The sequence below is a fragment of the Streptomyces humidus genome, assembly GCF_014649655.1.
In the GTDB taxonomy this organism is placed as follows: Bacteria; Actinomycetota; Actinomycetes; order Streptomycetales; family Streptomycetaceae; genus Streptomyces; species Streptomyces humidus.
This window is the reverse complement of record NZ_BMTL01000004.1, coordinates 56332-80245: the sequence shown is the minus strand read 5'-3', so window position 1 is coordinate 80245 and position 23914 is coordinate 56332. Positions and strand designations below refer to the sequence as shown.

Here is a 23914-nt window from a genome sequence, read left to right as displayed (position 1 = left end):
TCCGGAGCGGACTCGGGCTGCTCCGCGGCGACCTCGGGTTCCGGCGCGACCTCGGCCTCGGGCTCGGGCTCGGAGGCCGCCGCGTCCGCCTCGGCGGTCGGCTCGGGGGCGGTGTCCGGGGCAGTCTGCGGCGCGGCTTCCGAGGCGGGCGCCTCGGCCGTCGCCTCGGCCTCGGCCTCCGCGACCGGCTCGGGCTCGGCGGGGGCACCCGCCTCGTCCTCGGCCTCGTCCTCGGCGGCGGGCGCTTCCGCGGCAGCCTCGGTCTCGGCGACCGCGTCGGCCTCCTCTGCATCCGCAGCCTCGGCCGCAGCCGACGTGTCCGCCGTCGCCTCGACCTCCGAGTCGTCCGCGCTCTCGGCGTCGGCCTCGACCTTGGTCTCGACCTCGGCCGCACCCTCGGTGTCCGCCGCGCTCTCGGCGTCGGCGTCGGCGTCCGCCTCGGACGTAACCTCGACCTCGGCGTCGGCCTTCGTCTCCACTTCCGCAGGCTTCGCCTCGGCGTCGGGCTCGGCCTCGGCGTCAGCCGTGCTCTCGGTGGCGGCGTCGGCGTCTGCCTCGGCGGCTCCGGAGTCGTCCGCGCGCTCGGTCGCGCTCTCGCCCTCGGTCTCGGCCGCTGCGTCAGCCTTGGTTCCGGCGTCCGCGCCGGCGTCGACGCTCGGCTGCGTACCGGCGTCGGCCGCCTCAGCCCCAGCCGCGACCCCGGTGCCGGCCGTGTTCTCGGCTTCAGCCGCGGCCTCGGCGTCGGCCGTGCTCTCGGTGGTGGCGTCCGCGTCGGTCTTCGCCTCGGCGTCGGCGTCGACCTCGGTCGATTCCGCCGACCTGGTGGGCTTCGGGACGCTGACGTGGTCGAAGGCCGCTGCCACGAGGTCGTGTTCGTCCTGGGTTGCCGGGCGGGGTTCCGGGACCTTGGCGACCGTCGGGACCGGCTTCGGCTCGGTCTGGGGTGTGGGGGCGGCCTGAATCGGCTGCTCCTGTTCGCTGCCCTCGGTGGCGGTTCGTTCCTGCGAAGGAACCTGTTCCGCACCCTCTGCCTCGGCGGTACGCCCCTTGCGGGACCTGCCGAACGCATTCCGCAGGAGAGTGAGAATGCCCATTTGCGCAACCCTTCGCATGAGTTGATGCCCATCAATCCCTGGCCAGGACGGACACGTAAGGTTAGCGGCCCCGTGGGGTGATCTTGGGCAGGGGTGAGTGTGCGGAACCGGGGCGTGTCAATACCGCCTCGACGCCCGCTTCGCGCCACCCCGAAGCCCCAGTGGCTGCCGGGGATTCACTCTCCGTTCACGCCGCCGCAGCGCCCGCGCACATGCGCGCCCCTAGCGTCACGTTCACACCAAGGGAACGCAAGGGGAGATTAAAGGTGCGCAAGCTTCTGCCGTTGATCGGAACGCCGTCCCAGTCCCATCCCGGCGGACGCTCCGCCATGACCTGCCGTTTCCGGTGCGGTGACGCCTGCTTCCACGAGGTGCCCAACACCAGTGACAACGCCTACGTCGGCGACGTCATCGCGGGGGCGATCGGCCGCCGGTCGGTGATGCGCGCCGCCGCCGTCGTCACCGTCGCGGCCGCCGCGGGGACCGCCGGAGTCGCCGGTGCGCCGTCCGCCGCCGCCGTGCCCGCCGAGGCAGCAGGGGGGCCGGGCGGTGCGCCGGGCGGGAAGCCGGGCGGCAAGGCCGCTCGCGGGCTGCGTTACGACTCCGTCGCCCCGAACACCGCCGACGCCGTCACCGTGCCGGACGGGTACGCGCAGAACGTCGTCATCCGCTGGGGCGAGCCCATCCTGCGCGGGGCGCCGGCCTTCGACCCGGAGAACCAGACGGCCGCGGCCCAGGCCGGTCAGTTCGGCTACAACAACGACTTCCTGGCGCTGCTGCCCCTGCCCGGCGAGTGCGACCGCCAACTGCTCGTCGCCAACCACGAGTACACCGACGAGGTGCTCATGTTCCGCGGGTACGACCCGGCCAACCCCACCCGCGGGCAGGTCGAGGTCGCGTGGGCGGCGCACGGGCTGGCCGCCGTCGTCGTGGAGGAGGACCGCAGGACCGGCAGGCTCACCGCCGTCCCCCGCCACCACCTCAACCGGCGGGTCACCGCCACCACCGAGTTCCGGCTGACCGGGCCCGCCGCAGGGTCCGACCTGCTGAAGACGTCCGCCGACCCCACCGGCCGCAAGGTCCTCGGCACGCTCAACAACTGCTCCGGCGGGACGACCCCCTGGGGCACCACGCTGCACGGCGAGGAGAACTTCAACCAGTACTTCGCAGGCGGCGGCCGGCCCACGGACAAGCGGTACGGGATCGGGACCGGGGCCACGGAGCGCAAGTGGGAGCGGTTCGACAAGCGGTTCGACGTCGCCCAGGAGCCCAACGAGGTCCACCGGTTCGGCTACGTCGTCGAGTTCGACCCGTACGACCCGACGTCCACGCCCCGCAAGCACACCGCTCTCGGCCGGTTCAAGCACGAGGCCGCGACCGTGCGGCTGACCGAGGACGGGCGGCCGGTCGTCTACTCCGGTGACGACGAGCGCTTCGACTACTTCTACAAGTTCGTCGGCAGCAAGCGGATGAAGAAGGGGTCGAGCCGCGCGGTGCGCGAGCACAATCTGTCGCTGCTCGACGAGGGGACGCTGTACGTCGCCCGGCTCACCGGCGACTCCCCCGCGATCGAGATCGACGGCTCCGGCAGGCTGCCCGCCGACGGCGAGTTCGACGGCAGCGGGGTGTGGATCCCGATCGCCACCGCGACGGCCGAGGGGGCCGTCTCGCACGTCGAGGGGATGAGCGCCGAGGAGGTCTTCGTCTTCACGCGGCTCGCCGGCGACAAGGTCGGCGCGACGAAGATGGACCGGCCGGAGGACATCCAGCCCTCGCCCGTCACCGGCAAGGTGTACGTCGTGCTCACCAACAACGGCAACCGCGGTGTCGGCGCGAACGCCAAGGCCGACGAGGCCAACCCGCGCAACGCCAACAAGCACGGGCACATCCTGGAGCTCACCGAGGGCCGCAACCGCCCCGAGAGCACCTCGTTCGCCTGGTCGCTGTTCCTCGTGGCCGGTGACCCCGACGACCCTGCGACCTATTTCGCGGGCTTCCCGAAGGACGACGTCAGCCCGATCTCCTGCCCGGACAACGTGGCCTTCGACCCGCACGGCAACCTGTGGATCTCCACCGACGGCAACCAGCTCGGCTCGCACGACGGCCTGTTCGGCGTCGCGACACGCGGCTCGCGGCGCGGTGAGCTGAAGCAGTTCCTGACGGTGCCGACCGGCGCGGAGACCTGCGGTCCGCTGGTCCAGGACCGGCGGGTGCTGGTCGCGGTGCAGCACCCCGGCGAGGTCGACGGCGCGACGGTGGACAAGCCGGCGAGCACCTGGCCGGACGGGCCGGGGAAGATCGTCCGCCCGGCCGTGGTGGCCGTGTGGCGCAAGGACGGCCGCGACATCGGCGTCTAGATCCAGCCCGGCCCGCCTGCCTCCCCGGCCCGCCTGCCTCCCCGGCCCGCCTGCCTCCCCGGCCCGCCTGCCTCCCCGGCCCGCCTGCCTCCCCGGCCCGCGTGCCTGCCCGGCCCGCCTCCCCGGCCCCGGAGGTCGGGGGGTAGGGGGGCGGGCCCGGTCCGCGAAGCCGTTCAGGCCGTGACCGGCAGACCGTCGCCCGGACCGACCGTGTCATTCCAGGACGGTGAGGTGGTCGTCCGCGCCGCCGCACCAGTGGATCAGGAAGACGGTGGCGTCGTCACTGGTGCGCCCCGCGCGTTCTCGCTTCAGCGCGTGGGAGAGCCGCAGGGCCCCGGCCCTCGTTCCTCCCTCCGCGTGCACCTGCTCGACGGCGTCGACGCAGCGGATGAGCCGTTCCTCACCGAACGGCTCTCCTTCGGCGTTCCGCTCCTCGATCACGCCGGCTGTACGCGCCGGGGGCAGCCGAACAGCAGGTCGTAGCCCGCCGGGAGCTGGAGCAGGATGCGGCCGGTGAGCTCCTCGCCCGCGGCGTCCGCGGCGGTGCTGAGCACAGCGCCGATGTCCCACGCCGCTGTCTGTTCCGTGGCTCCCTCGATCCAAGCGGCGGTGGCCCGGACGAACCGCTCGGGAGAGAGCGGCTCGCGCGCCGGAAGCGGATTCACCAGGATCAGTGCCAGTTCCTCCGGCAGCCGGGCAGCCAGTTCGGCCCGTGCCTCGCCCACCACGTGCGCGCCCAGCAGCGCCAGCACCGTGCGGGCCGCCCGCGCGGCTTCCTCTGTGGTCTCGTACCTGCCGCGTTCCCTGACCTCGTCCAGGAACGCCTCCCATCGCATGACCATCACTGCTCCCTTCCGTGTGCGGCGGCGGGCACAGGGCGGGGACGGCCCGCGGGGAAGGCCGCCTGCCCGTCTCCGGCGCGGCTGCGTGGGAAAGGTCAGCCGCCGATCTCCTTGTGCGCGGAACCGCCGCCGATGGCGACCTTGCGGGGCTTGGCGCGCTGGGCGATCGGGATGCGCAGGGTCAGCACACCGGCGTCGTAGTCCGCCTCGATGTGCTCGGTGTCCAGGGTGTCGGCCAGCACGACCTGCCGGGAGAAGACGCCCAGGGGACGCTCGGAGAGCTCCATCTGCACGTCGTCCGCCTTGACGGCGGGTCGCCGCTCGGCCTTGACGGTCAGCATGTTCCGCTCGACGTCGACATCGATCGCGTCCGGCGAGACGCCGGGCAGGTCGAGGGCGATGACGTACTCCTCGCCCTCGCGGTAGGCGTCCATCGGCATCGCCGACGGACGTGACCAGGTGCCGGGCGTGTTCAGGAGCTGCTGGGTGAGTCGGTCGAACTCACGGAACGGGTCGGTGCGCATCAACATCGCGGAACACCTCCAGTGATCGAGCCGGGCGACTTGCCGTGAATGCGTTCACCTGCGTTCGTTTGTAACATTTCGCCCAAACGCTGACAAGTAGAACCGTCGTCCGGCGGGCTGCGTCAGGGCTCGACGTCGGTGACGCTCGGGGGCGCATGCGCGTGGGGCACTCGCCGTCCTCCCGAAGTCGGACGACGGCAGGCGCGCGACACCTGTCGTGCGCGCCTGCCGCATCGCGGCCTCTCAGCCCCGCGGTGCGACGCGGATACGGTTCCCGTCGGGATCGGCCGCGAGGAAGGTCAGCCCGAATCCCGCGTCGTCCGGCTCCCGCAGGATCGTGACGCCCCTGGACCGCCACTGCTTGAAGATCGCGTCGACCTCGTCGGGCCCGCCGCCGACGGCCAGGCACACCTCACCGGTGCGCGGGACGTCCGGTGACAGATCCTCGAACTGGCCGGACCACAGAGCGAGGTCGGCGCCTGGCCCGAGGTCGAAGGTGATGTATCCCGGAGTCTCGAACGAGGGGCTCATGCCGAGGAGGTCGCCGTAGAAACGAGCTGCCGCGGGAGCGTCGTTCACGTAGACGATGGACACGACGGATGTGGTCATGGTTGTTCCTTCTCGCAGGTCGTAGGTGCGCATCCGCCAGCCTGACCGGGATATGCGCCGCATCCTGTCGCAATTCCTGAAAAAATCGGTGGGTGACCCCAGACCGCTTCTTCACCCTGATGCTGCTCCTCGGATCGCGGGACGCCGTGACCACACAGGAACTCGCCTCAGCGCTCGGGGTGTCCCTTCGCACCGTCACCCGGGACCTGAACTGGCTCCGCGACGCCGGCCTGCCGGTGACCGCACACCGGGGTCGCCTCGGAGGCGTGACGATGCTGCCCGGGTCCGGGCCCGACCTCACGCGACTCACACCGGGCGAGCGTGATCACCTGTCGCTCACCGGGCTGGACGAGAAGCAACGTGCGGAGCTCGACGCATCGGTCGAAAGCCGTCGGGCGCTCGCCAAGATCGCCGCTGCACCGTCACGTCGAGTTCATGAGCTCCTGCCGCTCGCCGACGTGGTGCACGCGGACAGCCGTCCCTGGAGTCAGGCACGAGCTTCCGGCGTCACTCCGGCTTCGCTGATCGGCGCAGTGCGGCGAGGCCGTCGGCTACGGATCGCGTACGACAGCCCGCGCGAGTCAGGCCCACGCGACCTGGTCGTGGATCCCTACGGGCTGTTCGCCAAGGCCGGCACCTGGTACCTCGTCGCCGACTGCGCCCGGGTGCCACGGATGTACCGACTCGAACGGATCACGACGTGGAGAGAGATCGACCGGCCACGACGGATCCGCGAGAGCCAGACCCTGGCCACCGTCGCCGCAGCGCTCGTCGACCAGTGGGAACACGACCACGCGATAGAGGTCAGCGCCACCGTCGACCACACCCAGATCGAGCGAGCGCAACGGATCTTCGGCCGACGACTCGTCCGGGACGACCATGAGGAGTCCGCCACCGGCCGCAAGGTGACGATCCGCTTCCTGCGTCTGGAGGACGTGCGAGCACTGCTGCCGTTCGGGAGCGCCGTCACCGTGCACGGCCCCACCGAAGCCAGGGCTCACCTCCGCGACCTCGCCACCGGTCTTGCCCACCACTATGCGCCGTCACCGACGTCCTGACCCGCGACATCAGCCGCCCGTGCGGGGTGAGGTGATCACCCTCGCCGCCGCCACCTCCTGGCGGAGAGGCTCCAGGACGCTGTCGGGCGGGCCGGTCAGGTCGGTGCGCACGGGGTACAGCACGTCCGTGGCGCGCAGGCCGTCCGCCAGTTCCCGCAGTTGCAGCGTGACCTGGGCCAGCTCCGGCTGCGACGGCGGTTCGGCTCCGTGTCCGACCCGGACGCGGGCCGCCGTCGTCGCGTCGACGACGCGCTCCACCGCCACGACCAGCGGCCACCAGGCGGCGGCCCGGCGTCCGGTGGGCGGGGGCTCGGTCAGGGCACGCTGGAACTCCGTCCGGATGACGGACAGGTCGCGGTAGAGACGGCGGCGCATCCGGGCGCGTTCGGCGGGGTCGACGTCGGGTCCGAAGGCGCAGTCGACGTAGCGGGCGGTGTCCGCGACGGCGTCGGCCAGCCGGTCGCCGACCCGGGTGTGCCAGCTCTCCGGCCACAGCAGATAGCCGGCGACGAGAGCGATGCCGCAGCCGATCAGCGAGTCCACCAGGCGGGGCAGCAGGAGCGCCGTGCCCTGGTGGTTGAGGATGTCCGACAGCAGCAGGATCACGGGGGTGATGGCCGCCGTCTGGTACCCGTAGCCGCGCGGGGTCAGGGCGGGGATCAGCGGGGCCAGCAGCAGCATCGCCGGCACGTCCCACCAGCCCCGCGGCACCTGGGACAGCACCGCCGCCGCGACGACCAGTCCGGCCACCGTGCCCAGCGCCCGCAGCAGCGCCCGGGAGAACACCGAGCCGAAGTCGGGCTTCATGACGAAGGTGATGGTCAGGGCCACCCAGTAGGAGCGCGGCACCGGGACGGTGGAGACCAGCACCTGGGCGAGGCCGATGCACAGGGCCAGCCGCAGACCGTAGCGCCAGGACGCGGCGGAGAGGGCGACGTCGCGGGCGGCGCGGGCGGCCCGGACCCGCAGCCCGGCGGGACGGCCGAGCCGGTCGTCGACGCCCCTGGGGTCGAGGTCGGGGGCGGCGACCACCTCGGCGGCGTGCCGCAGCGCGTGGTCGACGGCGCGCGCGGTCTCCGAGCCGGGTTCGGGCAGCCGCAGCCCGATCGGCCCGGTGAAGCCGGTCTCCACCGCCCGCGCGAGGTGGCGGACGGCCTCGGGTATCTCCGCCGGGAGCGGCCGGCCGCTCAGATGCGCCGCGGGAGCCGCTTCGACCACCGGTGTGATGGCGTTCAACTCGGCCACCAGACGGGTCAGTTCGGCGTTGCGGCCGTGGTGACCGGTGCGGCGGGCGAGGACGAGGTCGTAGGACTGGTTGAGGGACTGGGTGACGGTGTGCCGGGCGTCCTCGTACTCGCCGGGGACCTGGCTGCCGCAGGCGGCGAGCAGGTCGGCGACCGTGCGATAGGCGGCGGCGACCGCCGTGCGTTCCGGCACCCCGGAGCGCAGCGGCCAGGCCAGCAGGGCGAGCAGCAGCACGAGCAGCCCGCCGCCGGTCATGAGGAGCGGCGCCAGCCACCAGGGGCCGGGCAGGGCGAGGCCGGCCCCCACGACGGAGTTGAGCAGGAGCAGCAGGCCCGACACGGACGCCACGGCCCCGATCGTCGAGATCATCCCGGAGAGCAGCGCGATGCCGGTGACGGTGGCCACCGCGAGCCATCCGTGCCCGTAGACGGCGGATCCGAGGGTGACGCCCACCGCTCCGAAGAGCTGGGGGATCGCGATGTTGAGGATCCGCATGCGGTAGGCGTCGGCGGTGTCGCCGATGACGCCGGACAGCGCGCCCATGGACGCGATCGCACCGTAGGCGGTGTGGCCGGACGCGAGGCCGATCACCAGCGGCAGCGTCATCGCGAGAGCGGCGCGGGCGACGGCGGGCCGGTTGACGGGGGACCGCTGGGGCCGGAGGTTCCGCACCAGCCAGTCCGGAGGGGTGAGGCCGATGGGGAACGGGCGGGACATGCGCTCATTATGAGCACCACCCCGGCCGGCTCACGAGGGGCAGGGGCATCGTGCGGGCGGGCACATGAGGGGCGCCGTGCGGCCGGGCTCGTCGAAGGGCCCCGCGCGGGCTGCGTCCCGACCTGGCGGAGGGGGGCGTCCGGAGGGTCAGGCCCGGATCCGCGTCGGCTCGGGAGCCGGGGCGGGCGCGGGGGCGGCGGGCGTGGGGTCGGGAGACGCCCGCCGGCCTCGCAGACGGCGGACCACCGGGGACCCGGAGCGGGTGATCCAGGTCGCCGCCGCCACCGTCAGGCCGAGTGCGAACAGCAGCCAGGACGCCGAGCGCAGGGTGGCGGTGAGCGCGTCGTAGACCGCGGCCGCGGCCGGGCGGCGGGCCTCGTCGGGCAGGTCGGCGAGGGTCAGCCGGCGGCCGACGGCGACGGCGAGGCCCAGGAACGCGCCGCCCAGGGCGGTGCCGAGGGCGGTGGCGGTGACCGCCCGCCGGCGGCAGGAGGCGACGGCGATGCCGGCGACCCCGAACACGACGGCGGCCAGGGGGAGCCAGAAACCTGCGACGTCGAGCACGCGGTAGCCCTTCCGGAGTGCGGTCAGGTCGTCGGACGGGAGCAGCGCCACCCGGGTGTGCTCCACGGGAAGCCGCTCGGCGAACGGAACGTGATCGGCCGTCAGCCGGCGCTTGAGGGGGGCGGTCACGGTCGCCAGGTCCACGGTGACCGGACCGTCGTCGCCGTCGGCGCGGTCCTCCCGGAGCGCCTTCAGGACGGCCGTGTGCGCGGCCGTGTTGCCGGCGTCCCAGACGGCGCGGTAGGCGCGGGTCGCGGTGAACGAGCGGACCGCCTCCCGCAGGAACACGGGGTTCACCCCGGCCTCGTGGGCCACCCCGTCGCCCATCGTGTCGGCGACGGCGTCCCGCACGGCGGCGTTCGAGGCGAGCGGCGCCATCGCGGTGACGTAGCCGCGGGTGTCGGCGAGGCCGTACGCCGCCCAGGCCGCGAGCGCGCCGAACGGCACGAGCAGGCAGGACAGGGCGACGAGGACGGCCGAGACGGCGGTCCGCAGGCTGGGGGACACCTCTCCAGGCAACGGGGCCGGGGCGGGGAGCGCGAGCCCGTGGCGGCCGTACGGGTGGCGGCCGTACGGGTGGCGGCCGTAGGGGTGGCGGCCGTAGGGGTGGCGGTCGTACGAGTGGCGTCCGGCCGTCCTGACGGGAGGCACGAAGCCGCGGGCGGCCGGACAGACGTCCCCCGGTGGAGGGTTCACCCGAACGGGTGTTTCCTGGTTCTGGGGAGAGGCATGGTCCCGAGGTCCGGTTCCGAAGCCCGGTTCCGGGGCGGAGCAGGAGGCCGTTCACGCGCATCGCGTGACGTCAGGTACCTCGTCGGACGGCCGGGAGCTGATCACCCCGGCCGGACGGTGAGTGGAGGGATGAGGGAACGCACGGGCCCCGGCGTGAACCGCCGGGGCCCGTGCGGCGCGCACGGTCGTGGGGGTGTCTCCCGGGTTCGCCGGGGTCAGCGGATGCGGTGTCCCGCCGCGTCCTCGTGCGTGTAGTAGCGGAAGAACAGGACGACGAAGGCGGCCGCCCCGACGACCAGCCCCATCCCCGTGGAGCGCAGGATGCTCGCGTCGGTCTGGTTGTAGAGGAAGCCCATGGCGCAGCCGGCGAACACCGCCCACAGCAGGGCGTGCAGCTCGCGCGGCATGCGTGGGGCCAGCGCGTGCAGGCCCGTCCACAGGCCCGCGAAGACGAGCGCGCTCACGAAGCCGAGCAGGAGGTTCCAGCCCGTGATGGGGCCGCCGGAACGGTTGTTGGCCGCGACCCAGTAGCCGTAGACGAGCCCCAGAACCGAGGCCGTCGCCCAGCTCGCGATCCGGTGCGTCCGTTCGCTGAACACGTCGGGCGTCCGGGATCGCGCGGACGGGGTCCGCAGTCCCGAAGCCGGTGCCGCATGAGCCATGAGAGCGCTCCTCTCTCTCCTCGCCCCCGCCTTCCAGGTCACACCCCGGCCGTGGCCGTGGCAAGTCGGATGACGCGCTTTCCCGGCGGGCGCATCCGGGTGTCCGCCCCCGCCCCCGCCCCCGACCCCGGCGACGGGACGGCGACGAAGGCCCCGTAGGGGGACGTTTGCGGTCCTGAGGCCCCCCTTTGCAGCAGCAGCGGTTACGGTGCTGACGTACGTGATCGACAGGGGGAGGAGCCATGCGGGAGGAGACCATGCCGGGAACCGTGCTGCTGCTCGCCGCCTCGCCCATGGGCAAGGGGTGTCTGGTCGACGCGGCCTCCGTGCTTCCCGTGCTGGCGGCCGTGCCGCCCGCGGTGCTGGCCGGCGCCGACACCGCGAACGTCGTCGAGCTGGCCGATCCGCTGGAGCCGCAGGCCGTGCTGACCCGGCTGCGGGCCGCCGCGGCCGCGCCCGGACCGCTCACCGTGTACGTCGCCGGCCAGTTGCAGCTCGACCGCCGCCAGCGGCTGCCGCATCTGGCGCTGGCGCGGACCACGCCCGCCACCGTGCGGTACACGGCGTTCCCCTGGCAGTGGTTCCGGGAGGAGCTGCGGCTGCGGCCGGCCGGGGCCACCACGGTGCTGCTGGACCTGCACGCGGACGCGGAGACCTGGGAGTGGCTGCGGGGGAACGTCCTGGACTGCGGGCCCACGGTGACCGTGTACGGGAGGGTCGCGCCGCCGCCCGGCCGCGGGCGGCGGGCGGTCGCCGCGCCCTCGTACATGAAGGCGATGGCGACGATACTGCGCAGCGGGGGGCGGCCGGGGCTGGAGCAGCTGCACCAGATGGCGACGGCCCGGATCGCCGGCGAGGGGGAGACGGGAGATCTCGTCCTCCACGCACCCGCAGGGCACTCGACGCCGACCACGCCGCTGCCGACGCCGACCACGCCTCCGACCACGCTGCCGACACCCACGCCTGCCCGCTCCGATCCGTCCGTGGGCGTGGCGGCGGCGGACGGGGCCGTGGGCGTGGCGGTGGCGGACGGGGCTCTGGACGGGGATCCGCACGCCGACATCTCCGCCGCCGTCCGGTCCGGCCGGCACGCGGACGCCGACGCGCTCGCCGCGCGGTGGGAGCAGGCTGCCGTCGTGACGCGGGGGCCGGGCTCCGAGGAGGCGTTGCACTGGGCCGAGGTGCGGGCGGACCTGGCGATGTTCGCGGGGGACGCCGAGGGCAGCTGCCGTATCTGGATGGCGGTCGCCGTGGCACGGCTGGACGCCGGTCAGCCGGTGGACGCGCCCGCCGTGGAGGCGGCCGTGGACCGGGCGCACCACCAGTGGGGGCGGATCGGCAGCGCGGACCGCGCCCGTGAGCTGGGGCCCGCGCTCGCCCGGCTGCGCGGCCGGGTGCCCGGCCGGCACGAAGGCGCGCTGGACCACGTCCAGGAACAGCTGCGGCAGTTGCAGACCCAGGGGTGACCTGGCGGCGCGGCCGGGTGTGCCGGCGGCGCTGCCGGGTGTGCCGGTGGCGCTGCCGGGTGTGCCGGTGGAGCGCCGCCAGGGTCAGCGGTCTTCCGCCGTGTCGTGCCGGGTGACGGGGGCGGCCGGGGCGCTGCCGGAGGCCGCGGCCGGGCCCGCGTTGGCCGCGGCGATCAGCGCCGTCACGGTCAGCAGGGCCGCGGCGACGGCCCTGACACAGGGCGCGGAAGGGCGTGCGGAGAAGCGTCCGGACACGGCTACCTCGCAACGTCGACGACTGCGATACTCACGTCAGTCAGCTGTTAAGCGTGCTTAACTCGCTGTTTAACCTAGGGGCTGAGCCAGCTCAACGGCAAGAGGTACAGGGTGAGTTGGGGGAAAGGCGTGGCAGATCGGGACGAACCGGAGGTCGTCGGGCGTCGAGTGCAGCAACTCCGCGTCGAACGAGGCCTCACGCAACGGCAGTTGGCCGAGCCGACCTACACCCCCGCCTATGTCTCCACGCTGGAGGCCGGCCGGGTGCGGCCTTCCGACGAGGCGCTCAGGCACATCGCCGAGCGGCTCGGCGTCGACGTCGACGAACTGGCCACCGGCCGGCCCGCCCGGCTCGTCACCGACCTGCGGCTGCGGCTCACCGAGGCCCAACGGGCGCTTGCCACCGGGGAGGCCGAGGAGGCGGCCCTGCAGTACACCGTGCTCGTCGCGGAGGCCGAGGAGCACGGGCTGGCCGCGGAGGAGGCCACCGCGCTGCTCGGTCTCGGGGAGTGCGGCATCGACACGGGAGACCTGGACACGGCGCGGCGCTGCTTCGAGCGGGCCGAGCGGCGGCTCGCGGATGCCCCGCTGCCGGCCCGCGTCCCCGCCCTGCGCGGGCGGGCCGTCGCCCACTACCTCGCCGGCGAACTCCGTTACGCCGTCTACCTGCTGGAGTCCACCCTCGACGAGCTCAACCGGGGCGGGCTGCACGACCCCGACGCACTGCTGCTCCTGTACGCCTCCGTCATCGGCCCGTACATGGACATGGGTGCGGCGGCCCGCGCCGCGCAGGCGGCCGAGTTCGCCCTCGCCCTCGCGCCCCGGGTCGGCGACCCGGCCCTCGTGGCGCGGATGCACCGGTCCGTCGCGCGGACGCTCCTCGCCGAGGGCCGCCTCGCGGAGGCCGACGCCTCGCTGGCCAAGGCCGCCGAGCTCTACCGTCAGCTCCAGTTGCGCACCGAGCTGGCCAACTGCCACTGGATGCGGGGCTACGTCTACGCCCAGAACGGCGAACTGGAGCGCGCCGAGGAAGAGTTGAGGCAGGCGCAGACCATGCTCTCCGCGCAGCGCGCCGCCCTCTACAGCAGTCAGGTCGCCGTCGAGCTGGCCGACGTGCTGCACCGCAGGGGCAAGTCGCAGGAGGCCGCCGCGCTGCTGCACGGGGTCCTGGGGGACCTGTCCTCCGAGCGGGGGGCCGTGCACTCGGCGGGCGCCCACCGGCTGCTCGGCATCATCGCCGAGGACGCGCGGGACACGGAGGCGGCCGAGGAGCACTATGTGCGGGCGCTGAGTCTGCTGGAGCGGGCGGGCGCGGCCGGCGACCTCGCCGATCTGTGCCGGATGCTGGGGGACCTGCTGCGGCGCACGGGGCGGGTCGAGGCGGCGCTGGACGCGTACCGCACGGGCCTAGGGCACCGTACGGCGCCGGGGTCGACGACGCTGGGCCCGGCCCCGGCCCAGCCGCCGCTGTAGCTCTCGCGACGCCCGCCGGTTCCGTCCCCTGCCGGTCCCGTCCCCTGCCCGTTTCGTCCTCTGCTGGTTCCCTTGCTGGTTTCCTGCCCCGTCGGTCGTGCCCGGGGGTTCAGACCTGGACTTTGGGCTGCTTCCTGACGTCGGCCAGTCGGCGTACGCCGAGTTGCACGGCCGCCTGCGTGGCCTGGTTCGGGGCGTCGTCGAGGCCGCCGTCGACGAGGGCGAAGGCGTCCTCCCCGGCCCGTACTGCGGCGACGTCCAGGGTGAGGACGGTCGGGTCGCCGCCGGTCGTCGCCCAGACCGTCGCCGTCACGCGCAGGCCCTGGCGGGCGTCTCCCACCTCCGGCAGGGGCAGCTCCGAGACCTGCACGTCGAGCACCGTGTCGCCGGTCGCCCGGGCCGCGAACCGGGCGCACTTCTGGGGCATCGTCTTCAGCCAGGCCAGCCTGCGGTCGACCTCCGGCGGCCGGTGGCCGGTGAGCTGGTAGCGGAGCTGGGCGCCGGTGTCCGGGTCGTCCAGGGCGGTGACCGCGCGGGCGGGGCCGCCGAGCGGTTCGTCGGCGTAGAGGTCGTCGAGGAGCCGCTGGCACTCGGCGGCCGGCGTGGTCGCCTTGAGCATCCCGTCCCGCCAGGTGGCCGCGCCCTGGGTCCGGGTCCAGGGCGCGCCGAGATCGGCCTCGGTGATGAGGGCGGCCCGCGCCTGCGCGTCGGTGAGGGCGGAGGAGGCGGCCGGAGCGGTGGGCCGGGCCGAGGTCCGCTCGACCGTCGGCAGGGCCGGAGCGGCGGTCGGCGGGTGCTCCAGGCCGAGGGTGGCGCAGCCGGTGACGGCGGTGAGGGCGAGGAGGACGGCGGCGGAGGCCACGCGGGTGCGACGGGTCATCGGGGGTGCCTCCAGGAGTGCGCGCGGGCTGCGTCCTCCCACGGCACCACCGGCGCCGCCGGCCGACCAGCGCGACGGTCCGTACGGGTTACCCCCATTGGTGCGGGCGGGTGGGTGGCGCGGGAGAGCGCACGGTGCGGCGCCCCGCTGTGGGATGGGGGCGCGCCCGCATAGGGTCGGGACGACCGTGATGCGGAAGGAGTCCTCAGGTGACCGAGCAGCCCATTCCCGTGATCATCGACTGCGACACCGGCGTCGACGACGCCCTGGCCCTGCTGTTCGCCGTGCGCTGCCCCGCGCTGGACGTACGGGCGGTGACCTGCGTGGCGGGCAACACGGACGTGGACGGGGTGGTCCGCAACACGCTCACCGTGCTGGAGCAGGCGGGCGCGGCGGACGTTCCGGTCGCGCGTGGCGCCGAACGTCCGCTGATCGAGCCGCTCCGCGTGGCGCGGCATGTGCACGGCGCCGACGGCATGGGCGACCTGGGCCTGCCCGCCCCGGCCCGCCGCCCGGTCGACGTGGACGCGGTGACCCTGCTGCGCCGCGAGATCCTCGCCTCCCCGCGCCCGGTCACGCTGATCCCCACCGCCCCGCTGACGAACATCGCCCTGCTGCTGCGCACCCATCCTGAGGTGACCGGCAACATCGAGCGGATCGTGTTCATGGGCGGCGCGGTGACGACCGGGAACGCCACGCCGGTAGCGGAGTTCAACGTGTGGCACGACCCGGAGGCGGCGGCGGTCCTGCTCACCGCGGGCGTGCCGATCACGATGTACGGGCTGGACGTGTTCAAGCGGGTCCTGGTCCCGGCGGCGGACGTGGCGCGTCTGCGGGCGAGCCCGGAGCCCCGGCTGCGGCTGGCCGGCGAGCTGCTCGCCCACCGCGATCCGGCGGCCTCGGGCGACCCCACCCCGACCGGCGGCCTCGGCGACGCGGGCGCGGTCTGCGCGGTGGCCGACCCGGCGGGCCTGACCACCGAGCTCCTCCCCGTCGAGGTCGCTCTCGCTCCAGGACCGGGGCGCGGTCAGACGGTCGTCGACCGCCGTCCGCGCCCCGGCGAGGCCGAGATCCACGAGGGCGTGCGTGAACAGGCCCTCGTGGACGTGGCGTTGGACGTGGACGTGGAGCGTTACGTCAAGCTGTGGCTGACGACCGTGGAGGGCGTCTGACGCCCCCCGGACCCGCCCGCCCCCTGCACCGCTCACCACGGCGCACCACGGGCGCCACCGACGACCTCGCCGCCGACGGCATTCCGTCGCCTACGTCGCCTACGGACCGATCACCCCCGAACGCCCGGACGTTCACTTTCCCGGCAACCGGGACAGAATTCCGTACGTGACCGACTTCTCCTCCCACCGCTCCGACTGGTGGCGTCAGGCCGTCGTCTACCAGGTGTACCCGCGCAGCTTCGCCGACGCCGACGGTGACGGGCTCGGTGACCTGCGCGGGATCGCCGGCCGGCTGCCCCATCTGGCCGCCCTCGGCGTGGACGCCCTCTGGCTCTCCCCCTTCTATCCCTCCGAGCTGGCCGACGGCGGCTACGACGTCGCCGACCACCGGGACGTGGATCCCCGGCTGGGCGACCTGGCCGACTTCGACGCGCTGGTCGCCGAGGCCCACCGCCTCGGCCTGAAGGTGATCGTCGACGTGGTCCCCAACCACACCTCCCACCGGCACGTCTGGTTCCAGGAGGCGTTGGCGGCCGGCCCCGGCTCCGCGGCCCGGGAGCGCTACGTCTTCCGCGACGGGCGCGGTCCGGCCGGGGAACTCCCGCCCACCGACTGGCAGTCGGTCTTCGGCGGCAGCGCCTGGCAGCGCGTCCCCGACGGCCAGTGGTACCTCCACCTCTTCGCCCGCGAGCAGCCGGACCTGAACTGGGACCACCCGGAGGTCCGCGAGGACTTCCGCACCACCTTGCGCTTCTGGTCCGACCGGGGCGTCGACGGCTTCCGCGTCGACGTGGCCCACGCCCTCGCCAAGGACCTCGCCGAGCCCCTGCGCGACCTCGGCACGACGGACCTGTCCGGCGAGGAGGCCCTCCACCGGCTGCCCCCGGGCGCCCACCCCTTCTACGACCGCGACGAGGTCCACGAGATCTACCGCGACTGGCGCCGTCTCCTCGACTCCTACTCCCCGCCCCGCACGGCCGTCGCCGAAGCCTGGGTGCCGGGTGCGCGCCGGGCCCTGTACGCCCGCCCGGACGAACTCGACCAGGCTTTCAACTTCGAGTATCTGCAAGCCGGCTGGGACGCGGAGGAGATCCGCGCGGTCATCACGGACTCGCTGGCCGGCGCCCGGGCCGTCGGCGCCTCGGCCACCTGGGTGCTGTCCAACCACGACGTCGTGCGGCACGCCTCGCGTCTCATGCTCCCGCCGGGCGCGGACGGCGACGCCTGGCTCCTCTCGGGCGGCCGCGTGCCGCGCGTCGACGAGGGGGCCGGTCTGCGCCGGGCCCGCGCGGCGACGCTGCTGATGCTGGCGCTGCCCGGCTCGTCGTACCTCTACCAGGGCGAGGAGCTGGGCCTGCCGGAGGTGGCCGACCTGCCCGTGGACGTGCTCCAGGACCCGGTGTGGGAGCAGACCGGCCGCATCCGCAAGGGCCGCGACGGCTGCCGGGTGCCGTTGCCGTGGACGGCGACGGGACCGTCGTACGGCTTCGGCGCGGCCGGCGCGTGGCTGCCGCAGCCGCCGGGCTTCGCGCGGTACGCCGTGGCGGCGCAGGACGGCGTGGCGGGCTCCACCCTGGAGCTGTACCGCGCGGCGCTGCGTCTGCGGCGCAAGCTGCTGGAGGGCGAGGAGCTGGCCTGGGCGCGGGAGGCCCCGCCCGGCGTACTGTCCTTCGCCCGCCACGACGGCTGGCGGTGCGTGAGCAACCTGTCCGACGCCTCCGTGCCGTCGCCGCCGGGCGAGGTGCTGCTGAGCAGCGTCCCTCTCGACGGCGGCGGCCCGCTGCCCCCGGACACGACGGTCTGGCTGGCCTAGGCGCCGGTCCCCGGCACGGCTACTGGGCGCCGTTGCCGTTCACGGCCGCGCCGAGGTCCAGGGGGGTGGAGGTGGCGGTCGGCGGCGGGGTGAGGACGATCATGGGCTGGCCGGCGGGCGGCACCGGGGGCGTCAGGTCGGACTGGGGCAGCTTCGGCGGCGTGGTCTGGTTGAACAGGGTCGTGTCGAAGTCGACCAGACCGGTCTTCTCCATCACCGTGATGTGGTCCAGAACGGTGTCGTTGGCCTGGTCGGCGAGCGCGCGGACCAGCGTGTTCTTGGTGGTGGAGCGGACCTTGGCGATCGTGTTGAAGATCGAGCCGTGCGTCATGCGCAGGATGTTGGCGAAGTCGGAGTCGAACTGCTTGCCGCTCTCGCCCTTCAGCTGGACGACGAAGCCCTCCTGCTGCGGGCTGGCCACGTTGGGCAGCGTGATGTTCAGCATCGGCGCGATCTTGCGGCAGCTGGTGTCCAGCGCCCCGTGACCGTCGATCAGGTGGTTGCTGGCGGTGCGGACGGCGGGGGTCTGGCTCTTCTGGAGCCCGAGCTGGCCCAGCGGGTACTCCCACAGTCCGGCGGCCCGCACCTTCACCACGAAGTCCCGGTCGCCCTCGGTCAGCGGGCCCCACTGGGTGTTGGCGATCACGCGGTCGTTCGAGGCCGACACGGTGTCAAGTCCGAGCATCGATGGGTAGGCGAGCGCGCCGAGCGTCAAGGTCAGCGCACCGCCGACGAACAGGGTTCCCATCATGTTTCGCGAAAGTGGCACCGTGCCTCCTGCCCGGTCGGGGGTTCCGCCGATATGTCGATGTGCCGTGCCCGGTGGGGCGGGCACACAGGAGTACGGGCGCGAAGCGGATCCGACTCACCGGTATCGGCAAAAAGTTGAGGGAAAGCCGGTACACGGCGGTGAGGTCCGTCGCAGAGAACGCAATCTCCGACCTCCTCGGCCACCTCCCGCCGGTCGCGGTCTACGCGGTCGTGGCCACGGCAGCGCCGGCCGAGTCGGTTCTGCGGGTGGGCGCGTTCATCCCCACACTGACCCTGCTCCTGACCGCGGGCGCACTCGCCCGGACCGGGCACACCAGCCTGCCTCTGATCATCGCCGTGGCGGCCGGCGCCGTCGTGGCCGGTGACTTCCGCGCCCATCGCACCGGCCGGCTCCTCGCCGACCGGCTGCGCACCGGCCGGGCGGGCCGCCGCATCCCTCCTGCCGTCTGGGCGCGGGCGGAGACGCTGATGGCCCGCCACGGCGGCCGCGCCGTCTTCCTTGCCCGTTTCCTCCCCGTGGTCCGCGGCCTTGCCCCCCACTGCGCGGGCGCCGCCCATCTGCCCTACCACCGCATCGCACCGTTCAGCGTCACCGCGGCCTGCGTCTGGGCGACGACGGAGGCATCCGTGGGGTACGCGGCCGCCTCCTCCCTCCAGCACGTGCTCACCCTGGCGGGCCCCGCCGCGGCCGTACTCGTCCTGACCGCGACCGCAGCCGTGCTCGCGGTGCGGCGGAGCAGACCGCACCAGGAGGAAGGAGCGGCTCTCGCTGCGCCGGCTGACGTCGGCGTAACCGGTGACGACAACGGCGAGGCCACGGTTCACGGCGAAGCGGATGGTACGTCCCGGGCCCCTGGCCTCGGCCGAAGACGTGTATTTCAAGAGGTGATGACGGTGCGTTCGCCTGTGCGTCCTGGTAGGCCCACGCCTCCTTGACCGCGGCGAGGTGCCGTCGATCCGACTCTGCACCCGGTCGAGCAGGCGGGCGTGCCGGCTACGGGGGCCGAGGACGGCGCACAGGGCGGCGGGTGCGTGCCCCACCGGGTCTATTCGGTCTATTCGGCCCAGGCGTGCCCCAGCAGGGTGCGGAAGGTGGCGGGCTCTCGGCCGATCAGCTCGGCCATGGTCGGGTCGATGTCGGCGAACTCACCGTTCCGCGCCGCCGCGAAGATGCTCAGCATCAGGTCGGCGATCGGGGCGGGGGCGCCGTGTGCCAGGGCCTGCTCGCGGAAGGCGTCGTCGGGGACGACGGTGCGGGTGAAGGGCCGCCCGGTGGCCTGGGCCGCTGTCCCGGCGACGGCATCGAAGTCGAGCGCCGCCGGACCGGTGAGGGGCGGGGTGGGCCCCTCGAAGCGGCCCTCGTCGGTAAGGACCGCCGCGGCGGCCTCGGCGAGATCGTCGTGGCCGGTCCAGGCGACGGGGCCGTCGGCGGGGAAGGCGATGTCGCCGGTGTGGCGGGCGGCCTCGAGGAACAGCAGCGCGCTGGCGGCGTAGAAGCCGTTGCGCAGTGCGGTCCAGGGCAGGCCGGTGGCGCGCAGCAGGTCCTCGGTCCGGGCGTGGTCACGGCATGCCTGGAAGCGGGAGTCGTGGGAGGCGCCCATCTGGCTGGTGTACAGGATGCGGCCGACTCCGGCCTTCACGGCGGCGTCGATCGCGGCGCGGTGGCCGGTGACGCACTCCTCGCCCGTGCGGTCGAGGGAGACGAGCAGCAGTTGCTCGGCGCCCTCGAAGGCGTGGACGAGTGAGGCGGGGTCGTCGAAGCTGCCCTGCCGGACGCGGACGCCGCGGTCGGCGAGGTCCTGGGCCTTGCGGGGGTCGCGGACGCTGACGCCGACGCGGTCGGCGGGGAGGCGTTCCAGGAGGCGCTCGACGATGCGGCGGCCGAGGTTTCCGGTGGCTCCGGTCACGATGATCACGGGGTTCTCCAAAGCGATGTTTCCAGTGGAATCACTTCGACGATAACATTGAAACTAACGCTGGAAGCAACCTTTCGATATCATTGATACATGCCTATCCGCGACACCACCGACAACCCCCGCCGGCGCATCATCGAGGCAGCCGTCGAGCTGCTGGAGAGCGGCGGCCCCGACGCGGTGAGCACCCGCGCGGTCGCCGCCGCGGCCGGGATGCAGCCGCCGGCCATCTACCGCCACTTCGGCGACAAGGACGGGCTGCTGGAAGCGGTCGCCGAGCATGGCTATGCGCAGTTCCTGGAGAGCAAGCGCGCACAGCTCGACCCCGCGCCGGAGGACCCGGTGGAGGAACTGCGCCGCGGCTGGGACATGGTGGTGGAGTTCGGGGTCTCGCGCCCCGAACTGTTCGCCGTGATGAACAGGGCCACCGGCTCGCGGTCGGACGCGGCGCACCGCGCGGGCCTGGAGATCCTCCGCGGCCGGGTGCGTCGGCTGGCGGCCGCGGGATGGCTGCGGGTCGACGAGGAACTGGCCGCCCAGATCATCCAGGCCACCGGTCAAGGCGGGGTCATCACCTGGCACTCCACCCCTGCAGAACGCCGCAATCCGGCGCTGCTGACCGTCCTTCGCGAGTCCATGGTCGCCGCCGTCACCCGCGCCGAACCGACGGTCCCCGCCGCGGAGTCCGGACCCGCCGCAGCAGCCCGCGCGCTGCGCGCCGCTCTCCCCGACGACGCCGACGTCCTGAGCGACGCCGAGCAGCGCCTGCTGCGCGAGTGGCTCACCCGCCTGGCGGCGGACGGTGGCATGCCGCAGGCCTGATGGCGACCGTGGCGCGTGGGTACGAAGCATGCGTACCGGCGAGGCTGACGGACCGACGAGGGGGATCTGGGGATGACGGTCGCGAGACTGAGCGGGATCACGTACTACCCGGTGAAGGGATGCGCGGGGACGGCGGTGCCGGAAGCGACGCTGACGCGCGCGGGCCTGCCGGGCGACCGCGTCTACGCGATCGCCGACGAGAAGGGCGACCCGCGCTGGCAGGGGGGCGACCCCGCGCTCGCCCTGATCACGCCCGAACTGACCGAAGGCGAGCTGACCTTGCGGGCCCCGGGCCGGGACTCGATACCGGCGGACAGCGCGGACGTGCACGCCTGGCTCACCGACGTCCTGGGCGTCCCGAGCACCCTGGTCCGGTGCCCGGCGGGCAACGGCGGCCGCCTGCACCTCGTCTCACAGGCCAGCCTGGACGCCCTGAACCACCGGCTCGCCGCACGCGGGGCCACACCCGTGCCGATGGACCGCTTCCGGCCGAACCTCGTGGTGGACGGCTGGGACGCCCCGCACACCGAGGACGGCGCCGCCCGTCTCGTCGTCGGCGGCACGGAACTGGCCTTCACCGAGGAGACGATCCGCTGCGCCGTCACGATGGTCGACCAGCGCACCGGCCTGCGCTCCGGCCCGGAACCCCTGCGCACCCTCGCGGACTACCGCCGGGCGGCGGACGGCGGCCTCGCCTTCGGCGCCTACTTCGAGGTGCGGCGGCCGGGCGGGCTGACGGTGGGGGACGAGGTGACGGTGGGGACGAGGTGACGGTCGGCCCCCCGGCGACCACCGGCCCGTGACCGGGGCCCGCACGCACCGGGCGCCCGGCAAGTCCTGGTTCTTCCCTACGGTTTCGTGATCTGTCCATCAGGTTCGTCGGCGGTGTGTCGTCGGCGCAGGGGCTGCTCCGGGCTGTTCCCGGGGGGCGTCCGCGCCGGGTGGACTCTGTATGCGCGCTGGTTCACCAGCTGGTCGACCAGCTGGTGAACCAGCGCGCATCGATTCGCCGCCTAGGGCGCGTTCGCGGTCGCCGCGATCGACGTGCCCAACCACGGCGAGCGTCCGCCGGACGAAGAGTCCGACCGGATCGCGACTGAGTACCTGGCGCGTACGGCCGCCGGAGAGGATACGGCTGCGACGGCAGATCCAACGCAGTCCTGCTCAGTCGATGATCTGGTTGAAGAACAGCACGGCCGGTGCCACGACCCCGCCGCCGACGCTCACCGCGACGGGCCACGCGTTGCCGGCCAGCACCGACAGAGCAGTGGCACCGATGCCGACCAGGGCTGCCAGCAGGAAGACGACGGCGGCGCGCTGTGTGAGGAGCGGCCCGTCCCGGCCGGACCGCCGACGGTTGGCCTGTGCCACCTCGATGCTCCTTACCTGACCGTGAGAACGGGCTCGTGCACGGGTACGTCCCACGGATCCTGCGCGGGACGCAGCAGTTCGAAGGCGACACCGCCGTCACCGCTCGTGCGGACCCCGTGCACAGCCGGTTCGGGCAGGCTGTTGTAGTGGAACGGCGTCGAGAAGTAGTAGGCGCCCGTGTCCGGGACGGCGACGATGTCCCCGGGCTCCAGCAGCGGCAACGCCCGGTCGCGTGCCAGCAGGTCACCGGCGAAGCAGGCGGGGCCCGCGATGTCCTGACGGACCGGGCCGCCCCGCTTGACCGTGCCGCCGCCGTCGTACGCCTCGATCCGCAGGGGCCAGGCGTCGGGATTGAACACGGTCCGGGTGGCCACCTGGACACCCGCGTGGGTGACCGCGATCGACCGGCCGCCCACGTTCTTGGTGTACTCGACGTACGCGGCGGTGAACCCGTTCTTGGCGAGAACGGAACGCCCGAACTCCGTGACGATCTCGTACCCGCCGGAGATTCCGGAGAGCTCGGCGAACAGCGCGGGCGCATGGGCGCGCAGTTGTTCCACGTACGTGGCGTAGCTCGGCGTGGTCTCGTCGTCGGCGAAGTTGACGGGCAGCCCGCCGCCGATGTCGACGCCGACCACCTGGCGCCGCCCCAGAGACGCGTTGACCTCCTCGGCGAACTCCACGGCCTGCGCGACCCCGCGCGCCATGAGGTCGAGCGGACAGCCCTGCGAACCGGCGTGCGTGTGCACCCAGGTCAGCCACGGGCGGTCGCGGTAGGCGCGCAGCAGCTCCCGCCGACTGCCCGGGTCCGCCAGCGGAACGCCGAACTTGGAGGTGCTGGTGGCCGTGCTCATCGCGGCGATGGCGCCGCCGCCGAGCTGGGAGTTGACGCGCACACCGATCCGTGACACCGGGACGCGGCCGCCGAGTGCCCGGTCGATCCTGGCGAGCTCCTGGTAGTTGTCCGCGTTGACCGTCACACCCAGGTCCAGGGCGCGCCGGAGTTCGGCCTCCGTCTTGGCCGGGGAGTCGAAGACGATCCGCTCCGGTGCGAAGCCGGCGGCCAGGGCGCGGGCCAGCTCACCCGCGGTGGCGACCTCGCAGCCCATGCCGAGGTCTCGCAGCTCCGCCAGCACCGGCACCAGACTGTTCGCCTTGGCGGCGAACGCGTGCAGCACGGGCGGCGAGGAGGGAGCCGAGGCGAACGCGCGGCGCAGGGACTCGACCGTCGCGGCAACGCCGTCCAGGTCGACGAAGGCGGCCAGCAGGTCTCGCTGGGGGGACAGCAGTCCCTGCCGTACCGCTTCCCGCAGGATCCGCTCGCGCCGCTCGGCGGCGGGGGTCAGTCCGGTCATGGTGAGCCTTCCGGGATCTGCGCAGCACCCGGGACCTTCCCGGGCTTGACCACCAGCCTGCTGTCCGCACCAGGAGGGCGTCTTCGTCGAGTCGTGAGAGCCGCGGGCCCGCCCCGCCACAGTCAGGAGCAAACAACCACCCAGCAAGGCAGGTCCGTTGTGCGGTTCGACGAAGAAGCGGCCTTGTGATGGTGGGGGCCGACGAGCGGCCGGGAGCCG

General features: G+C 73.5%; 22 protein-coding genes and 1 pseudogene. 9 read left to right on the top strand and 14 right to left on the bottom strand.

From position 1 onward, the window contains the following. Nucleotides 1-1094: pseudogene (locus IE239_RS05455) on the bottom strand (hypothetical protein); the annotation flags it as partial. A 266-nt stretch (nt 1095-1360) separates the two neighbouring features. On the opposite strand from IE239_RS05455, the gene IE239_RS05450 reads away from it, so the two are divergent. After that, on the top strand, nt 1361-3451 hold the full coding sequence (locus IE239_RS05450) for a PhoX family protein (protein WP_190148113.1): 2091 nt from the start codon (nt 1361-1363) through the stop codon (nt 3449-3451). A gap of 213 nt (nt 3452-3664) precedes the next feature. On the opposite strand, the gene IE239_RS05445 is transcribed toward IE239_RS05450, so the two are convergent. The 4 genes from IE239_RS05445 to IE239_RS05430 form a co-directional block, all read right to left on the bottom strand. Further along, nucleotides 3665-3892 (bottom strand): PP2C family serine/threonine-protein phosphatase, encoded by a 228-nt coding sequence (locus IE239_RS05445; protein ID WP_190148112.1) that lies wholly within the window; start codon nt 3890-3892, stop codon nt 3665-3667. Then, nucleotides 3889-4293 carry a DUF2267 domain-containing protein gene (locus IE239_RS05440; RefSeq protein WP_190148111.1) on the bottom strand — a complete coding sequence of 135 codons (405 nt, stop codon included), beginning with the start codon at nt 4291-4293 and terminating at the stop codon, nt 3889-3891. The genes IE239_RS05445 and IE239_RS05440 overlap by 4 nt, the downstream gene beginning before the upstream one ends. A 95-nt stretch (nt 4294-4388) precedes the next feature. After that, nucleotides 4389-4823 carry an Hsp20/alpha crystallin family protein gene (locus tag IE239_RS05435; protein ID WP_190148110.1) on the bottom strand — a complete coding sequence of 145 codons (435 nt, stop codon included), beginning with the start codon at nt 4821-4823 and terminating at the stop codon, nt 4389-4391. A 237-nt stretch (nt 4824-5060) separates the two neighbouring features. Continuing rightward, a complete protein-coding gene (locus IE239_RS05430) occupies nt 5061-5426 on the bottom strand; it encodes a VOC family protein (RefSeq protein ID WP_190148109.1) in 366 nt (121 codons plus the stop codon). Between the two features lie 92 nt (nt 5427-5518). Between IE239_RS05430 and IE239_RS05425 the strand changes: the two genes are divergently transcribed. Further along, a complete protein-coding gene (locus IE239_RS05425; RefSeq protein WP_190148108.1) occupies nt 5519-6484 on the top strand; it encodes a helix-turn-helix transcriptional regulator in 966 nt (321 codons plus the stop codon). Between the two features lie 9 nt (nt 6485-6493). On the opposite strand, the gene IE239_RS05420 is transcribed toward IE239_RS05425, so the two are convergent. The 3 genes from IE239_RS05420 to IE239_RS05410 all read right to left on the bottom strand — a co-directional run bounded on the left by IE239_RS05420 (nt 6494) and on the right by IE239_RS05410 (nt 10404). Beyond that, nucleotides 6494-8446, bottom strand: a complete 1953-nt coding sequence (locus tag IE239_RS05420) for an FUSC family protein (protein ID WP_190148107.1) — start codon at nt 8444-8446, stop codon at nt 6494-6496. A 147-nt stretch (nt 8447-8593) separates the two neighbouring features. Next, on the bottom strand, nt 8594-9517 hold the full coding sequence (locus tag IE239_RS05415; protein ID WP_190148311.1) for a hypothetical protein: 924 nt from the start codon (nt 9515-9517) through the stop codon (nt 8594-8596). A 440-nt stretch (nt 9518-9957) separates the two neighbouring features. After that, nucleotides 9958-10404 (bottom strand): hypothetical protein, encoded by a 447-nt coding sequence (locus IE239_RS05410; protein WP_190148106.1) that lies wholly within the window; start codon nt 10402-10404, stop codon nt 9958-9960. Between the two features lie 257 nt (nt 10405-10661). On the opposite strand from IE239_RS05410, the gene IE239_RS05405 reads away from it, so the two are divergent. Then, nucleotides 10662-11870 (top strand): hypothetical protein, encoded by a 1209-nt coding sequence (locus IE239_RS05405; protein WP_190148310.1) that lies wholly within the window; start codon nt 10662-10664, stop codon nt 11868-11870. Nucleotides 11871-11954: 84 nt separating this feature from the next. On the opposite strand, the gene IE239_RS05400 is transcribed toward IE239_RS05405, so the two are convergent. Further along, the gene (locus tag IE239_RS05400; protein ID WP_190148105.1) at nt 11955-12125 is read right to left on the bottom strand and encodes a hypothetical protein; all 171 of its coding nucleotides are present in this window, start codon (nt 12123-12125) and stop codon (nt 11955-11957) included. Between the two features lie 129 nt (nt 12126-12254). On the opposite strand from IE239_RS05400, the gene IE239_RS05395 reads away from it, so the two are divergent. Beyond that, entirely contained in the window at nt 12255-13598 is a 1344-nt protein-coding gene (locus IE239_RS05395) for a helix-turn-helix domain-containing protein (RefSeq protein ID WP_190148104.1), read from the top strand. A 109-nt stretch (nt 13599-13707) separates the two neighbouring features. On the opposite strand, the gene IE239_RS05390 is transcribed toward IE239_RS05395, so the two are convergent. After that, nucleotides 13708-14478: a hypothetical protein gene (locus IE239_RS05390; RefSeq protein ID WP_190148103.1), complete on the bottom strand. Its 771-nt coding sequence runs from the start codon at nt 14476-14478 to the stop codon at nt 13708-13710. 209 nt (nt 14479-14687) lie between these two features. Here IE239_RS05390 and IE239_RS05385 point away from each other — a divergent pair, with 209 nt between their 5' ends. Both IE239_RS05385 and IE239_RS05380 read left to right on the top strand, forming a co-directional pair. Further along, nucleotides 14688-15650: a nucleoside hydrolase gene (locus IE239_RS05385; protein ID WP_190148102.1), complete on the top strand. Its 963-nt coding sequence runs from the start codon at nt 14688-14690 to the stop codon at nt 15648-15650. Nucleotides 15651-15816: 166 nt separating this feature from the next. Then, a complete protein-coding gene (locus tag IE239_RS05380) occupies nt 15817-17463 on the top strand; it encodes a glycoside hydrolase family 13 protein (RefSeq protein ID WP_190148101.1) in 1647 nt (548 codons plus the stop codon). A 19-nt stretch (nt 17464-17482) separates the two neighbouring features. On the opposite strand, the gene IE239_RS05375 is transcribed toward IE239_RS05380, so the two are convergent. Continuing rightward, entirely contained in the window at nt 17483-18211 is a 729-nt protein-coding gene (locus IE239_RS05375; RefSeq protein WP_190148309.1) for a DUF4142 domain-containing protein, read from the bottom strand. A gap of 161 nt (nt 18212-18372) precedes the next feature. Between IE239_RS05375 and IE239_RS05370 the strand changes: the two genes are divergently transcribed. Further along, complete coding sequence (locus IE239_RS05370; RefSeq protein ID WP_229877821.1) at nt 18373-19170, top strand: DedA family protein; 798 nt, start codon at nt 18373-18375, stop codon at nt 19168-19170. Nucleotides 19171-19289: 119 nt separating this feature from the next. Here IE239_RS05370 and IE239_RS05365 read toward each other — a convergent pair whose 3' ends face one another. Further along, nucleotides 19290-20150, bottom strand: coding sequence for an SDR family oxidoreductase (locus IE239_RS05365; protein ID WP_190148100.1), 861 nt, complete (start codon nt 20148-20150; stop codon nt 19290-19292). Nucleotides 20151-20240: 90 nt separating this feature from the next. Between IE239_RS05365 and IE239_RS05360 the strand changes: the two genes are divergently transcribed. After that, nucleotides 20241-20969, top strand: coding sequence for a TetR/AcrR family transcriptional regulator (locus IE239_RS05360; protein WP_190148099.1), 729 nt, complete (start codon nt 20241-20243; stop codon nt 20967-20969). Between the two features lie 72 nt (nt 20970-21041). Then, nucleotides 21042-21740, top strand: coding sequence for an MOSC domain-containing protein (locus IE239_RS05355; protein WP_190148098.1), 699 nt, complete (start codon nt 21042-21044; stop codon nt 21738-21740). Between the two features lie 393 nt (nt 21741-22133). Here IE239_RS05355 and IE239_RS05350 read toward each other — a convergent pair whose 3' ends face one another. Beyond that, complete coding sequence (locus IE239_RS05350; RefSeq protein ID WP_190148097.1) at nt 22134-22340, bottom strand: hypothetical protein; 207 nt, start codon at nt 22338-22340, stop codon at nt 22134-22136. 11 nt (nt 22341-22351) lie between these two features. After that, nucleotides 22352-23695, bottom strand: a complete 1344-nt coding sequence (locus tag IE239_RS05345; protein ID WP_190148096.1) for a type III PLP-dependent enzyme domain-containing protein — start codon at nt 23693-23695, stop codon at nt 22352-22354. Between the last annotated feature and the right edge of the window lie 219 nt (nt 23696-23914).

Bases quoted from the DNA above. Each gene is read 5' to 3' on its own strand.
- IE239_RS05410 (WP_190148106.1), bottom strand. From the start codon at position 10,404: ATGGCTCATGCGGCACCGGCTTCGGGACTGCGGACCCCGTCCGCGCGA.
- IE239_RS05430 (WP_190148109.1), bottom strand. From the start codon at position 5,426: ATGACCACATCCGTCGTGTCCATCGTCTACGTGAACGACGCTCCCGCG.
- IE239_RS05355 (WP_190148098.1), top strand. From the start codon at position 21,042: ATGACGGTCGCGAGACTGAGCGGGATCACGTACTACCCGGTGAAGGGA.
- IE239_RS05345 (WP_190148096.1), bottom strand. From the start codon at position 23,695: ATGACCGGACTGACCCCCGCCGCCGAGCGGCGCGAGCGGATCCTGCGG.
- IE239_RS05360 (WP_190148099.1), top strand. From the start codon at position 20,241: ATGCCTATCCGCGACACCACCGACAACCCCCGCCGGCGCATCATCGAG.
- IE239_RS05375 (WP_190148309.1), bottom strand. From the start codon at position 18,211: ATGGGAACCCTGTTCGTCGGCGGTGCGCTGACCTTGACGCTCGGCGCG.
- IE239_RS05440 (WP_190148111.1), bottom strand. From the start codon at position 4,293: ATGGTCATGCGATGGGAGGCGTTCCTGGACGAGGTCAGGGAACGCGGC.
- IE239_RS05390 (WP_190148103.1), bottom strand. From the start codon at position 14,478: ATGACCCGTCGCACCCGCGTGGCCTCCGCCGCCGTCCTCCTCGCCCTC.
- IE239_RS05435 (WP_190148110.1), bottom strand. From the start codon at position 4,823: ATGTTGATGCGCACCGACCCGTTCCGTGAGTTCGACCGACTCACCCAG.
- IE239_RS05420 (WP_190148107.1), bottom strand. From the start codon at position 8,446: ATGTCCCGCCCGTTCCCCATCGGCCTCACCCCTCCGGACTGGCTGGTG.
- IE239_RS05405 (WP_190148310.1), top strand. From the start codon at position 10,662: ATGCCGGGAACCGTGCTGCTGCTCGCCGCCTCGCCCATGGGCAAGGGG.